Origin of the sequence: Pseudomonas sp. PP3 (assembly GCF_905336995.1) — a bacterium.
GTDB lineage: Bacteria > Pseudomonadota > Gammaproteobacteria > Pseudomonadales > Pseudomonadaceae > Aquipseudomonas > Aquipseudomonas reinekei.
In genome coordinates, this window is the sequence record NZ_HG995459.1 from 2,395,308 (window position 1) to 2,409,908 (window position 14,601).

The window sequence follows — 14,601 nt, forward strand, 5'->3', positions numbered from 1 at the left end:
TGCTCAGGCACTGAACAGCTGGCTGATTTGTTCGGACAACGCGGCTACATCCTTGCCCAGCAACCAGTCCAGCGTCAGGTAAACACCCACGCAGACCAGCGCAATCAGCGCCAGGTAGAGCCAGAGGGGGACTTCATGGCGCAGCATCTGCGAGACCTGGTCTGGCAGTGCCCAGTCGGGCGACAGAGCCTTGGGCGTCTTGCGAAAACGCGCGATGTCCTGGCCCAGGGTGTTGGCCAGGTAACGCAGCTGATCTTTTTGCCCAAGGCTGAATTTGCCTTCGAAACCCAACGCCAGGCACAGGTGGTACACCTCGAGTACATCGAGGTTCTGTTTGACGTCGCCGCGCAACGAATCGATTTTTTCGAAAAAGCCTTCGCCGGCCAGGTGCACGCCGAAATAGCGGAACTGCAATGGCTGCAATTCAAAGTGACGGCGCAACTCGTTGTCCCCGGAGCGCAGTACGCTTTCATCGAGGAATGCACACAGGGCGTACTGGGTGTCCTTCACCTGTTCAACGCTGTAGTTGGCGCTGCGGGCATCGCGTTCCAGTGTCTTGAAGAAGTTGTCGACGCTCGCTTCAAAGGCGCTGACCGAGGTGACCTGTCGGCCCTTGCGCACGATCAGCGCCATGCTGATGAAGTCCTGCACCAGGTCTTTGAGCGTCGGTTTTTCACTGGCGGCCGCAACGGCGCCTTGCAGTACGGCTTCGGTCATTTGAGTACCGCCATCAGTTCAAGCTTGAGGTTGGTGAACGCGCTGGGCGCATAGAAAGAAATGGCCTGGGCACTCATCATTCGTTCGTAGACCCGGCCGTGGGGCTCGATGGAGAAGTAGTGATTGTCCAGTCGCACCGGAATCGCATTGGGCAGGCGGGTCGAGTGATTGAGCGTAACGCCCGGCATGGCGCTGTTGACCACCACTTCGATGTCCTCCGGCGAGCCGACCTTGAACGCCCGTGGCACCAGTTCCAGCAGGCTTGCGCCGGGCATGTCAGCGTGCACGGAAATGTAGAAATCCGCCTCCGCCAGCCGTGGGTCGTGCAACTGGCCTTGCCAATACGAAGGTTTGGTCTGGGTCAGGTTGATCACCACGCACTGGTTCGGCACCACGTTGTCGAGCAGCACGCGAATCATCTCGTCGAGCTTGACCAGCGAGGCCGCCGGGTCGTGGTGGTCGTACTCGGGAATGTCGTTAAGCTGGGTATCCAGCGAAAACGTCAGCAGGCCGCCGGCGAGTTCTGCCAGGAACAGATACAAACGCTCGGGGTGCAAACGCGGGTGCGCGAGCAGGTGCGCCAGGCTCGGATGGGCACGGTTCACCGTGTTCAGCAGCCAGAACAGGGTCACATCGCTTGAGCCAAATTCGGCGATCTGGTCCGCACGCTCGCGACGCCGGCCCGACAACGCCTTGCTCTTGGATTGCAGGGCGCCGAGCAAACGCTTGCCCAGACCGATCAGGGTGTCATGGGTGCCCAGGTGCAGCGTCGGGTGCACGAAATGCCCGTCGAGGTTGAAACCACCGATGTTGTTGCGCGACAGCCGGGCAATCGGGCACCAGGTGTAACCATCCAGATTGTCGCCGTCGATCAGCATCACCACGTTCAGGCGCAGGCTGGTGATTTCGTTTTCCAGGTCGCCTTCGTTGAGGTCCGGCAAGGTGTCGAATTGCTTGCGAAAACGTCGCCCGGTCTTTTGCTCCTGGCCGTCTTCAACGTAATTCAGGCCGAAGGGCTCAGGCAGTTTCAGCGCAGCGTAGACCTTCAGGTCGTTGCCCTTGAGCAGGTCTTTCAAGTCGCGGGCTGCCGGCAGCGGATCATGCTGCGGCGCGTCGAACAGGCTGCCGTCGGGAAACACCAGTTTCAGACGCTTGAGCTGCAGGGAGCCGGTGGCGAGGGCTTCCTCGTCCACTTCCAGCAACTGCACGCCCCAGTGAAAGGGCGTGTTGCGCAGCGTTGCCTGCGCCAGCTGATGCTGGTGGAACTCATCCTGATACTGGAAATGTTGTGGCAAAAGGAACATGCCTTCGGACCACATCACCCGGCTTTGCTTACTCATTGAGCGCCTTCCAAAAATGAATTCAATTTCGAGTCCAGGGCTTTTTGCGCGGAGCCGGCGGCCTGGTCCTGGGCTTTTTCAATCACGGCGTCCTGAACCCGTTGGGTCAGTGTTGGCTGGGCCGGTTGCTCGGGCAGGGCGGAGGCTTTGGCGAGTTGTTCTTCGCTCTTGGGTTTGTTCAGCACGTCGACGCCGCTGACGGCGGACACCGTGTTGTTGTCCACCAGCACCCGCAGGCCATCGGATGAGAACCAGATGCCGTCCTTGCGCAGGGAGTTGGCGTCAAACGCGACCTTCCAGCGGCTGTTCTCGTCAGTGCGGAAAAAAGCCGCGACGCCGACATAACCCGTGGCCTTGTTCAGCGGCCATTTGTCGACCTGGCCCATTCCCGGCAACAAGGTGATTTCGCGGTTCTCGATCAGGGTGTTGCCGAGGGCTTTTTGCGGGTCGTCCCACAATGAGTCCGCGTCAACCGACGAAAAGCGTTCAAGCGAAGTCAGTTGGTAGACACGCAGCACCACAGACAGCGGTTGTCCGGCCGCGTCGGGATTGAGCTGGTTGCCGCCGTCGGACGTCAGGATGACTTTTTCGGTGTCATCGAACAGCATGTCACCGGCCCATGTGTCGTCGACCCGTTTGCTGACCCGATCGGTCACGCCGCAAGCCGTCAGCGCGAGCATCACCGCCACCGCCGTCAGGCTTTTTGCCCATGCCGCCTTCGCGGAACGCTTCCCTGTATGTCTGTTATCCATGACCACTACCTGTAGTTGCCCGGTCAGGACAGGCGATAGGCGAAATCGCCATCGCTGCCCAACTCGATGTTCAAACTCTGAATCGGTTTGTCCTGCGCCATGCGCTCCAGCACCCGTTGCGCGAGTTCCGGCATCAGGGTCTTGGACAAAATGTTGTCGATGTTGCGGGCGCCGCTGTCGACCTCGGTGCAGCGTGAGGCGATGGCTTTGACCAGCGCCTCGTCATAGCTGAGGACAGCCTGATGGTTGCGCTCGAAACGCTGACGAATGCGCTCCAGCTTGAGGGCGACGATGCGCTCCAGGATCGCGTCCTTGACCGGGTAGTACGGGACGATGGTCAGGCGGCCGAGGAAGGCTGGTTTGAACACTTGATTCAGCTCGTCACGCAGCCCTTCGACGATGGCTTCCGGCGTCGGTTGCGGCTGTGCATTGAGGCACCACTGCATGATGCGGTCGGTGCCGGTGTTGGATGTGAGGATGATTACGGTATTGCGGAAGTTGATCTCGCGACCCTCGCCGTCATCCAGCACGCCTTTGTCGAACACCTGGAAAAACAGTTCGAGCACGTCCGGGTGGGCCTTCTCCACTTCATCGAGCAACACCACGCTGTAGGGCTTGCGCCGCACGGCCTCGGTCAGCACGCCGCCCTCGCCATAACCGACGTAACCCGGCGGCGAGCCCTTGAGGCTGGAGACCGTGTGGGCTTCCTGGTACTCGGACATGTTGATGGTGATGACGTTGCGTTCGCCGCCGTACAGGGTGTCGGCCAGCGCCAGTGCGGTTTCGGTCTTGCCGACGCCACTTGGGCCGAGCAACAGGAACACGCCGATCGGTTTGTTCGGGTCTTCCATGCGGGCGCGGGAAATCTTGATGCGCTTGCCGATTTCGTGCAGCGCATGGTCCTGGCCAAGCACGCGTTCGCCCAGCAGTGCTGGCAGGCGCTGCACGGTTTCGATTTCGTCGCGCAGCATCTTGCCCAGCGGGATGCCGGTCCAGCCGGAAATCACTTCACCGATAGTGCCGCCATCCACCAGGGCATGCACCAGCGGTTGCTCACCCTGGACGCTGGTCAGTTCGGCGCGTACGGCGGCAATTTCGAGGGCATCGGGTGATTGATTTTCCGGGTGGCTGAGGGCACCCAGTTGCTCGACCAGTTGCAGTTCGCGTTGCCATTGTTGCTCAAGGGCGTCGCGGGTCTGCTGTTCGTTCAGCAGCTCGGCGTTGAGGCTGGTCAGGCGTCGGGCATGGTCGCTGCCTTTGGCGGCTTCCTGCTGCAGTACCGAGATTTCCGCCTGCAAGTTGTCGATCTGACGCTTGCAGTCTTCCAGCGGCCCGGGCTGCGCCGATTGCCCCAGGGCGACCCGGGCGCAAGCGGTGTCCAGCACGCTGACGGCTTTGTCCGGCAATTGGCGCCCGGTGATGTAGCGATTGGACAGGCGCACGGCCTGCACCAGCGCTTCGTCCATCACCGTGACTTTGTGGTGTTCCTGCATCTTGGCCAGCAGGCCGCGCAGCATGTGGATCGCCTTGTCTTCGTCCGGCTCTTCGACTTTCACCACCTGGAAGCGGCGGGCCAGGGCGGCATCCTTTTCGAAGTACTTCTTGTACTCGGCCCAGGTGGTCGCGGCGATGGTGCGCAGTTCGCCGCGAGCCAGGGCTGGCTTGAGCAGGTTGGCGGCATCGTTCTGCCCGGCCTGGCCGCCCGAGCCAATCAGGGTGTGCGCTTCGTCGATGAACAGAATGATCGGGTGCAGGCTGCGTTTGGTTTCTTCGATGACTGACTTGAGGCGGTTTTCGAACTCGCCCTTCACCCCGGCACCGGCCTGCAACAGGCCCAGGTCCAATGTGTGAATGGCCACGCCCTTGAGCACCGACGGCACGTCACCCTGGATGATGCGCAGGGCCAGGCCTTCGACCACGGCGGTTTTGCCGACGCCGGCTTCACCGGTGAGGATCGGGTTGTTCTGGCGGCGGCGGGTCAGGATGTCGACCATCTGCCGCACCTCGAACTCGCGACCGAGCACCGGATCGATCCGGCCCTCGCGCGCACTTTGCGTGAGGTTGATGGTGTATTGATCGAGGGCCGGGGTTTTGCCGTTGCCTTTTACCGGGTTGGCGCTGGCGCTGCCGGACGTGTCCAGCGCCTTGGCCTGTTTCGACTCGGCACTGCCTTCTACCAGCGCGTTGAGGTTCACGCGTAAATCGTCGGCGTTGATCTTCTCCAGTTCGGCCGCACCCGCGATCACCACCCGGCGCAGCTCATCGTCATCCAGCAATGCCTGCAGCAGATGACCGGTACGGATCTGCGCCTGGCCGAACTCGATGGAGGCCAGCACCCACGCCTGCTCGATCATGCGGGTCAGGTGCGGGGACAGCGCCGGGGTGCGGGTATTGCCTTTCTTGAAGGTCCCCAGTGCCGTCACCAATTGCGCCTGCAAGCGTTCAGGCACCACGTCGTAATGGCGCAGGATGGCCGGCAGGTCGTTGTCGTTGCTGTCGAGCAATTGCAACAACAGGTGCTCGACTTCGACATCGTAGTGGTGTTCCGACAGACAAAGCGCCGCGGCGCTTTCGGTGGCGGTGCGGCTGGTGTCGTTCAGCTTGGCGAACAGGGACTTCAGGTTCACAGGGAGACCCCATCAAATGGAATGTGGAAGAGCGCGCAACGGGAGGGTTCCACGTCGACGCCTGGACGTTTGAGCCAGCCGAGCCGGCCCAGCGAAACGTTGCCCTGGCGACCGAGGCGGGCCACGGGTACGGCTTGGGTTTTGAGCTTGGGCGCCAGCTGGAAGTCGAGCTCGGCACCGACATAGAAACGCACCAGTTCCAGCAGTTTCTGGTAGTCGATGGCACCCGGCTGCAAGCGTTGATAGTCGGCCAGCTCCAGTGGGGCCGTCTCGATGCGCACGCACGATTGGTAATCCCAGACCCGGTTACCGGCGACGGCACTTTGCCCGAGCACGGCGTTCTTGCGGCCCAGTTGCGTGCACTGGCTGGCATCGAGTTTGAGCCAGCGCCCGGCAAACGGCTTGACCTTGAACGGCAGCGAAAAATAGAAGCTGAGCATCACTTCCAGGTTCAATGCGTTGCGTGGCTTCTGGGCGAACAGGCCGGAGAAATAGCTGAACAATTCACGGCGCAGGGGCGAACCCTGTTTGTCGAACTTCTGCTTCTGCGCCTCGGGGCCGAAACCCACCAGGTTGAGCAGATAGCGGTCGAAATCCGAGCTGCCGTTGCGCTCGTACTCGATGTAAAACTTGTACTTTTGCCAGGCCTCGTAAAACAGCGTGGTCATGCGGTGTGAAAAGATGTCGAGAAAGGCGTGCGCCGCGTCATCCCGGTACTGGATGTGTCGCTCGATCAACAACTCAGTGTACGGGCGCGGCAAGACACCCGACGGCCCCACCAGCCCCATGAAGGTGACTTGCACCTCGGACAGCGGCAGGCCGGCCACCGACACTTTGCCTTCGCGCTCGAACTGCAAGTCGCTGACTTCACTGGCCGGGAAGTTGAGCGACAGCTGCGAGCGAAAACGCAGAGGGTCTTCGTGCGGTCGGGTTTCCAGGTCCATGCGCCCGGTTCTGCTGTAATGCAGGCGAAGCAAGCGCACCAACTGGAAAAACTCGAATCGGTGCGGCTCAGCCCGTGCCTGGTCAATCAGACCAGGGGTTGATCGCCGGTTCGCGGTGGCCATTGGACGACTCTCTTTTCGCGCTGCAAGGTGCGAAGGGTTAATTGGGTAAAGCTGTTCATCGAGCAGTACTGACCGAAGAAATGGTCGAGCACCATGCCGAACAAAAACACACCGCTGCCGGTGTATTGGCTTTCATCGAAATTGAGGGTGATGCCCACGCCGCGAACGAAGTTCGGCCGCGGGTGACCGATGCGTGCAACCACCGGTTCGCTGCTCACCGAGACGATGCCGTTGATCTGTTTGCGGATGGCCGACACGTTGCGGTAGTTGTAGAGCGACAACAGCTCCAGCAGCACTTCGCGACCCCGGGAGACCAGCGACATGTGGTTCAGCGACAGGTGCGAAATCAGCCGCCAGATCACCCCGTTGCCCAGCGGCACCCGGGCGGTGGCGGTAGGTTTGCGCAGGCAGCGGATGTCTTTGATCACCGAGTTGCCGGGAATACTGAAATCGCCGCGCTCGCCCCCGAACGGCAACATCAGCGGCAAGTCGCGGTTGCTGCAGGTCAGGCGGATGCTCAACGTATCGTTGTTGGCCTCCAGCAAACCCAGTTCACGGTCCACCACCCGGATAAACACGTTCGAGCCATCACGCTGGCCGGTGTGCACGGCGCGGCGCCGGGCAATCCAGAAACTTTGGCCGGGACCCTGATCGCCCCGGGGTTCGAAAAACGGATGGCAAGTGCCCACCTGATCAATACCGCCGACCTTGCGCACGCGCCGCACGCGGTCAATCGACACCACTTCGGCCGAGCTTTGCAGACGCACATCCGGCGTCACCGCGTACTCGTGCTGGGCGTGGGTCAACTTGACCGGCTCGGCCTGCTGGCGGAACAGGTTGATGATCGGCGTGCAATTGAGCTTGAAGTTATTGCGGCCGATATTTTGCGTCAGGCGCGCCAGGCGATCGCTGAGGTCGTAGTCGGAAAAGTAGAAATTGACCTCGACTTTCTCGATCTCCTTGCCCGCCAGAATGCGCGCAAAACCGGACAGGTCGAAGAACATGAACTTGTCGGGGAAGGTGAAGTATTCGTGCAGCAAGCGATAACCGAGGAACGAACGCTCCGAGTAGTCCACCAGGCCTTCGTCCAGGCTGTAGCCGACGGCTTTCAATGCGCCGGCGGGCAAGGCAACTTCTCGGGTACGTCCCTGATCTTCGAAGGTCAACGTGGCCTTGGCCAGGTTGTTGAACAGCAGTTCGTACAGTTGCAGCATCAACGTGCTTTCGCCGTCGAGGAAAAACCGCAGGCTGTCGAGCTCCATCTTGCCGAACATCACATCGGACGTCGCCGCCAGGCCGATGCGCAAGCGCGCGACCAGGTCAGCGCTGTGGCCGTTGAACGCCGAGCGCTCCATTTCGATGAACGACGCCTGTTGCACCGCCACCGGCCACAGTTCGACCGGGTAGCAGGTGCGGAATTTACACACCACGCCTTCGATCGGATTGGCACTGAGCTCTGTGTGCCGAGGAACGCGGAAGGCTTCGGTGACTTTTTCCTGCTTGCCCAGGTTGAACTCGACGATCGACATCGACGGGGTAGGGCGCAGGTAATGCGGGTACAGCACTTCAAGAAACGACTCGACGATTTCCGGCAGTTCATCGTCGAGTTTTTTGTGCACCCGCGCAGAGAGGAACGAGAACGCTTCGATCAAGCGCTCGGTATGCGGGTCTTCGCAGTTATCGCCCTCGATGAGCAACCGCGAAGCGATTTTCGGATACTGGCTCGCAAACTCCTGGCCCAAAAAGCGCAGGTGCGACAGTTCCTTTTCGTAATAGGGCAGCAGATCGTCGAGCATCAGTTGAGGTTCTGCACTTTGTATTCCTGGGTGTTGACCTGCAGCACGGCGTCGAAGGACACCTGGCGGGTGATGTCTTGCAGACGCAAGACGGCATCCACGCGAAAGGTCAGCATGCGTTGGCCGGTTTGTTGCGCGAGCAGTTGGACTTTGACGCTGCGAAAGCGCCGGTCGCCGACGCTGATCGCTTTCTCGAGTTGCCGCTGAATCAACAGGCGATCCTTTGGATCAAGCACGCTGCGGCTGGTGAAATCCGGCATGCCGTAATCGAGGATGCTGCCGCTCAGATTGACGAAACCGTCCAGCTCGTTGGCGACCAGGGACTGGCGAGTGTTGACCAGGATTTCCAGGTCGCGAACGATGCTGGCCTTGTAATCGGCCAGCGAACACAAGCGTTGCGATGACGCTTCGATGGACTGATGCGGACGATCGTCCAGCAATCGGTCCAGCAGCGATGGCAACAGCTTGTGTTGACTTGTCATATTGCCTCCCTGGCAATGTGCTCGATCAGCCGCGGGTCGATTGCGGCAATTCAGCGACCAGACGCAACGATGCGGTCAGTTCGTCCAATTGATAGTGCGGGCGCAAGTACGTCACGGCCTTGTAGACACCTGGCTTGCCTGGCACTTCGAACACCTCGGCACGGGCTTCGCGCAATGGGAACTTGGCCTTGGCTTCCTGGCTTGCGGTGTCGTCCAGCAGTACGTAGCTCGACAGCCACTTGTTGAGGAACAGCTCGACGTCTTTGCGCGAGGCGAAGCTGCCGATCTTGTCGCGCATGATCGCCTTCATGTAGTGCGCGATGCGCGAAGTGGCGAAGATGTACTGCAACTGCGCGGAAAGGCGGGCGTTGGCGTTGGCGATGTCGGTGTTGTACTGCTTCTGCTTCTGCGCCGACTGGGTGCCGAAGAACGCGGCGTAGTCGGTGCCTTTGCAGTGCACCAGCGGAATGAAACCGAGGTCCGACAGCTCTTTCTCGCGGCGGTCGGTGATGGCGATTTCGGTCGGACACTTGAGGGCGATTTCGCCGTCGTCAGTTTTGAAGGTGTGGGTTGGCAAGCCTTCAACCAGGCCACCCCCTTCGACACCACGGATGGCCACGCACCAGCCGTAACGGGAAAACGCATCGGTGACCCGGGTGCCCAGCGCGTAGGCGGCGTTCATCCACAGGTACTTGTTGTGATCGCGGCCATCGACGCTTTCGACGAAGTTGAATTCCTCGACCGGTGTGGTATCCGGGCCGTACGGCAGGCGACCCAGCACGTGGGGCAGGGTCAGGCCGACGTAACGCGAGTCTTCGGAGGCGCGGAACGACTTCCACTTGGCGTATTCAACGGTATCGAAAATCTTCGCCAGATCCCGTGGGCCAGACATGTCGGTAAACGAGTCCCAGCCGAACAGCTCAGGCGAGGCCGCCGAGATGAACGGCGCATGGGCGGCCGCGGCGACATGGGAAATCTCTTCGAGCAGGTACATGTCTTCCGGGCTGCGGTTGAACTCATAGTCACCCAGCAGCATGCCGAACGGTGCACCACCGAAGGTGCCGTACTCTTCTTCGTAGATCTTCTTGAACAGCGCGCTCTGGTCGAACTCGGAGGCGGCCTTGAGGTCGCGCACGAGGTCTTTTTTTGACGCATTGAGCAAGTGAATCTTCAGCGTGGTGCTGGTTTCTGTCTGGTCGACCTGATACTTCAGGCCGCGCCAGGACGCTTCCAGCTGCTGGAACTCACTGGCGTGCATGATCTCGTTCATCTGCTCGGAAAGCATCGCGTCGATTTCGGCGATGCGCGCATCGAGCACGGCGATCAGGTCCTTGCTCGGCGTCATTTCGCCTTCAAGGATCTGGTTGACCAACTCGCCAATCAGGTCGCGGGTGCGGCTGCGCTCGGTTTCGGAGCGGGCGACGCGGCTTTGCGAAATGATGCTGTCGAGCAGCGAGGATTGCGCGGTGAAGTTTTCCACTTCAACCAGTTCGCTGTCCTGTTGAGTCACGGTTTGCTTGTCGTTCATCGTCAGGCTCCTACGCTTTGCCGTCGGTGGCTGGAATGGCGGCTTCGCGACCGAATTCCTTGCCCAGGGTTTTCAACTTCTCGGTGTTCTGCAACACGTCCATCAACAGCTCTTCGAGCTTGTCGTTGCCGCCCATCTTGTTGCGCAGGTCCGCCAGCTTGTTGCGCACTTCCAGCAGTTTGCGCAGCGGCTCGACCTGCTTGACCACGTTCTGCGGTTCAAAGTCTTCCAGTGCGTTGAAGTTGAGCTCGACACCCAGCTGCGTGCCGTTTTTCGCCAGGGTGTTGTCGACGCGGTAGGTCAGGCGCGGCTTGATGCCCTTGAGCACGCCATTGAAGTTGTCGCGATCGATGAAAATGAACTTGCGGTCCTTGAGCTTCGGCAGCGGCTCCAGCGGGTTGCCGGAGAAATCGCCCAGCACACCGACGACAAAGGGCAGCTCTTTCTTTTCTTGAGCGTCACCGATATCCACGTCGTAGGTGATATGGACCCGAGGCGCGCGAACGCGGTCGAGTTTGTGCTGGGTACTTTCCTTCTTCGCCATCGTGATCTCCTGTGCGAACAATTCGCTGCAAGTCGTTTGCGTGTCGGTTCAATGGTTGGCCGAGCGCGTTACATTCCTTCGATCGTCAGCAGCAGGCGCTGACGGATTTCATCGTTCATTTCCATGATGTTGGCGTGCCCCACCAGCTCTTCGAAACTGGTGTTGCCGGCAATCTGGGTGCTGCTGCGGATCACGGCCTCGTCGGGCAACTGCGAGCGAACCGGCGAGCTGATGACGCAGAAGGGCAGGTCGCCGAACTCCTTCAAGCGTTCGAAACTGACGGGGAAACGCAAACCTTCGAGCAAGCGGCTGATGCCGGGCGATTTGCTCAGGCAGTAGAACAGCACCAGGTAATGCACCACGAAGCGGTACAACTCGGCGCTGCTGCGATTGGGGTCTTTGATGATGGTGCGGAAGCGGGCCAGGTCGAAAGAACTGAACCCGACCACCCAGCGCACCGGGCTGGTGATGCGAATGGTTTGACCGCTTGCGCTCAGCACTTTGTCGTACTCCAGCGCAAACAATTGCGGGGTAGTACTGAGCAGGTTAAGGGGGACTTCGAGCTCATTGACCAGCTGGAATGGAGCGGTCGAGCCGATGCGGTCGTAGAGCTCCTTGAGCTCCTTGAAATGGTGCTGGGTCTCGCGCCCGCTGCTGCGTTGCGCACCCTGCAGGTACTCACCGAAAAACGTCTGCGGACGAATCAGCAAAGCCAGGGTCGCCAGATAATCCGAGGCCTGCGCCTTCAGCGCATCGGAAATGGCCCGGGTCTGGCTTCGCAGCTTGATCAATGCTTCAACATCAAAAAACGCTTGAGTCATCGGTACATCGTCCTTGAACACTCCACGCCTTCCTGGATAAAAACCGGAGCATGTCGAGTGACTTGATTCTCCATGGACATCGATCCACGAGAGGTTAATTACTGATGTTCGTCATCACGGAAACACACTGCCGGGGATAACCGGGAGTGCGATGCTGGCATATGGATATTGAGTTGCCAGTAACGTCGTGTATGGCAACACGTCGTATCGAAAAGTTCATTCGGAAACGGATTTTTTCTCGTTTTTGTTACACGCCGCAATGATGTCCGCTTGCCACTACTTGATGGATGTGTCTGTCAGACAGTTCCGAAAGCCAGTCAATTCAATGGTTTCAGAGAGGCTGTGGATCCAATTTTTAACTGAAAATAATTTTAAAAAAGGTGAACCGGTTCATCTGATGCACGCCAAATCTTGCTGATAAGTAAAGGTCGTGGGAGAAGTGTCAGATTAGTGGCGCGGAGTGATGGCATCGTGAGTAGCCGGGACATATGGAGCGCCTTTTCGTTACTGAACAAGTGTTCGGGGAGAAAGGCTTCGATAATGCTTCAGCTCCGGAGAAGTATTCCAGCAGCAGTTCTTCGTCTCCGGGCTGGGCAAACGTGTTGAGTTTGAAGAGCCGTTTATTTTGCGGGCTCATCATCGCAAGCAAGTCCATTAACATTTCACTCTCCTTGAAACTGAAATCTGATAAATCTCAACGATCAATATTTGCAGTGAACATCCGACCAATCAAAGAGGAAGCGCGCTTTTTACGAATCTCTTCAATATTCATAAATGTAAAACAAGAACCTTCTCGCGCCTCCTGCTCCTTCAGGGTTCTTAACGCAGATATACTGGAGCGGTGATAAAACAGCATAAACAACGATATGACAATAAAAAGAAACACCAGCATTGAAGTCGACGACTTATATGCGTAAAAAACTGGATAGGTTAAAGAACCCAAAGCAGCGCCAACCACACCTAATAACCAATGATTTTCCTGGATAGCCCCTATCACCTCGACCCGCTGCCCTCGAACGACTAAAGGGCTATGACCTCCACGCCACCGGTATAGGAAGCCATAGACAATCAAGGACAAGAATACGGGAACGAAACTTATAAAAACAGCTAACGGAGCATTCAACTTTAATTGCTTGTAGCAAGTCACCAACGCAGCGACAAATGCAAAACCAGGCGCAATGGCAAGATTGGTAAATAGCCGAAGGCTAGCGTATTTGGTGAACCTTTCCGTCCGATAAGCACAATTTATGCACCAATACGTTAACCATAGGACAGCAAAAACTGCAGGCAAAGTCATAATTTCCGGCAGAATCCCAATCGAGAATGCAGCCAGCAAAGAAAACAAAAACCAAGTACCGAACACCGTGGACAAAAACCGCTGAGACTCAACACTAAACATAGTCAATCCTTCCCCAAAAGAACATCTCCGAAAGAAGTCCCCCAACCTGTAACTTCATCACTCATGACCACCTGTATCAACAAGCCTGCTCCAATACCCAACGCAATCACCACAACTGCAGGGGCACTAACGGTTGCACCAATAATTACACCACTGGCAAAAACCAAACCATTGGTAGGCTGACTGTAAGCAGTTTTTTCAAGGAATTCATCGGTACTCTCTGAACTTCTAATATCCATGACGAGTTGGGGACCAAATGCAAGCAGCAGCCCAGCTGCATTGCCAACAAGTACGCGACCCACGCCCCTTTGACCATACGCAGCGGCATCAACATGACTTGTCGCCCGCAACGCCTTGGCTGCGTTATGAGTAGGTATATGAATGACATCACCCACTACTTTGCCAGCGACTCTATAGATACTGGCTTTGGCTGATGCCGGTATTTCGAGATAAAGCGCACCCGCTATTCGAACAACTTTAATTCGCCCACGAAATGTTTTCTTTGCTGAGACACTACCAGATTTGCCACGCGAGGCAATCCATTTTTTAAGTTGCTTCCTAGTTGATTTATCAATATCAAGAAGGTCTTAAATCTTGGCTGCTCGCGAGCCAGCATGAATAAGCCCCCCAACACTTGCCAAGGTACCGGGCAGGTTCGCCGGTGAAAACAGCAATGGTCCAACTACAGGAATTGAAACTGCCTTTTTCTGTATCTTTGCAAATTGCTCTGCCGTGACATTTACAGCCTTTTTCAGTTTAGCAATAAGGGAGATCAGCAGTATCCAGTATTCCTCATATTCGTCTTCACTCAACTCTGCCTCAGGTGAACTCAATTCCTTTATGAGGAACTCAGCAGCACTCAGATCATCGGTAGAGTAGAGCCCTCCGATAGCCAATGAAGAAGGAAACGCTCGGGAAGCAATTTCACTTGGCCATGGTAGTGCCCCCTCACCTAACAACCCATCGTGGGGGCCAACACCCATTGGATCGGCGGCCGTACAGGGATAAAGTCCATTATTCATGCAACAGCTCCTTTAAAAAGTGAAAATCCCTGGATCCTGCGCGGTCGCACATCTGATTATTTCGCTTTTGAAATACTTTCAAACCCTGTCATGGCTCAGCTTGCCGCAATGACAATCGCAAAAATCTCAAGCCCCTCCTGACCGCCAAAGATCACCAGAATCGGTTATTGGTCGGTAGGTAGCGGGGAATCGAAGGCGATTAGCTGATTTTTCTGGGCGGTCAACTGCCCGTTATCATTCGTTGCATCCTGCAAAAATTGGCCTCAAGTCAGCGATGGAAACCTCTTGAAAGTTCTTTGTCAAGGTAACGAAACACTTCTCAGTGATGGCAATTTGCCTGTTTGATTTTATTTTTCGGTCAGTGCACCCCGCACTTCAGACGCTTGCCACGTAAGGCGAGTAGACAGGCTTACAGGGAGTTCGTCATGAGTTTGAGTGATACACAACTCGATCAGCTGGGCCGTGACATGGACAGCAATCAACATGAAATGGTCGTTCTGAGCATG

At 57.5% G+C, this 14,601-nt stretch carries 13 protein-coding genes; all 13 read right to left on the reverse strand.

What is annotated here, in order from left to right:
- Positions 1–3: 3 nt before the first annotated feature.
- Positions 4–717: a type IVB secretion system protein IcmH/DotU gene (icmH, locus tag KHO07_RS11050; RefSeq protein ID WP_212627198.1), complete on the reverse strand. Its 714-nt coding sequence runs from the start codon at positions 715–717 to the stop codon at positions 4–6.
- Complete coding sequence (gene tssK, locus KHO07_RS11055; RefSeq protein ID WP_034150984.1) at positions 714–2,057, reverse strand: type VI secretion system baseplate subunit TssK; 1,344 nt, start codon at positions 2,055–2,057, stop codon at positions 714–716. The genes icmH and tssK overlap by 4 nt, the downstream gene beginning before the upstream one ends.
- A complete protein-coding gene (gene tssJ / locus KHO07_RS11060; RefSeq protein WP_212627199.1) occupies positions 2,054–2,809 on the reverse strand; it encodes a type VI secretion system lipoprotein TssJ in 756 nt (251 codons plus the stop codon). The genes tssK and tssJ overlap by 4 nt, the downstream gene beginning before the upstream one ends.
- A gap of 23 nt (positions 2,810–2,832) precedes the next feature.
- On the reverse strand, positions 2,833–5,436 hold the full coding sequence (gene tssH / locus KHO07_RS11065; RefSeq protein ID WP_212627200.1) for a type VI secretion system ATPase TssH: 2,604 nt from the start codon (positions 5,434–5,436) through the stop codon (positions 2,833–2,835).
- The gene (gene tssG, locus KHO07_RS11070) at positions 5,433–6,503 is read right to left on the reverse strand and encodes a type VI secretion system baseplate subunit TssG (RefSeq protein ID WP_150736178.1); all 1,071 of its coding nucleotides are present in this window, start codon (positions 6,501–6,503) and stop codon (positions 5,433–5,435) included. Before tssG ends, tssH begins: the two co-directional genes overlap by 4 nt.
- On the reverse strand, positions 6,467–8,299 hold the full coding sequence (gene tssF / locus KHO07_RS11075; RefSeq protein WP_150736177.1) for a type VI secretion system baseplate subunit TssF: 1,833 nt from the start codon (positions 8,297–8,299) through the stop codon (positions 6,467–6,469). The genes tssG and tssF overlap by 37 nt, the downstream gene beginning before the upstream one ends.
- The gene (gene tssE, locus KHO07_RS11080; RefSeq protein WP_150736176.1) at positions 8,299–8,781 is read right to left on the reverse strand and encodes a type VI secretion system baseplate subunit TssE; all 483 of its coding nucleotides are present in this window, start codon (positions 8,779–8,781) and stop codon (positions 8,299–8,301) included. The genes tssF and tssE overlap by 1 nt, the downstream gene beginning before the upstream one ends.
- Positions 8,782–8,806: 25 nt before the next feature.
- Positions 8,807–10,309, reverse strand: coding sequence for a type VI secretion system contractile sheath large subunit (gene tssC, locus KHO07_RS11085; RefSeq protein ID WP_075949369.1), 1,503 nt, complete (start codon positions 10,307–10,309; stop codon positions 8,807–8,809).
- Between the two features lie 10 nt (positions 10,310–10,319).
- Positions 10,320–10,853: a type VI secretion system contractile sheath small subunit gene (tssB, locus tag KHO07_RS11090; protein ID WP_034150990.1), complete on the reverse strand. Its 534-nt coding sequence runs from the start codon at positions 10,851–10,853 to the stop codon at positions 10,320–10,322.
- Positions 10,854–10,921: 68 nt separating this feature from the next.
- Positions 10,922–11,674, reverse strand: a complete 753-nt coding sequence (locus KHO07_RS11095) for a hypothetical protein (RefSeq protein WP_150736217.1) — start codon at positions 11,672–11,674, stop codon at positions 10,922–10,924.
- 694 nt (positions 11,675–12,368) lie between these two features.
- Positions 12,369–13,073 carry a hypothetical protein gene (locus KHO07_RS11100; protein ID WP_150705102.1) on the reverse strand — a complete coding sequence of 235 codons (705 nt, stop codon included), beginning with the start codon at positions 13,071–13,073 and terminating at the stop codon, positions 12,369–12,371.
- A gap of 2 nt (positions 13,074–13,075) precedes the next feature.
- Entirely contained in the window at positions 13,076–13,468 is a 393-nt protein-coding gene (locus KHO07_RS29145; RefSeq protein WP_244858279.1) for a hypothetical protein, read from the reverse strand.
- Positions 13,469–13,660: 192 nt separating this feature from the next.
- Positions 13,661–14,095 carry a hypothetical protein gene (locus KHO07_RS29150; protein ID WP_244858280.1) on the reverse strand — a complete coding sequence of 145 codons (435 nt, stop codon included), beginning with the start codon at positions 14,093–14,095 and terminating at the stop codon, positions 13,661–13,663.
- Between the last annotated feature and the right edge of the window lie 506 nt (positions 14,096–14,601).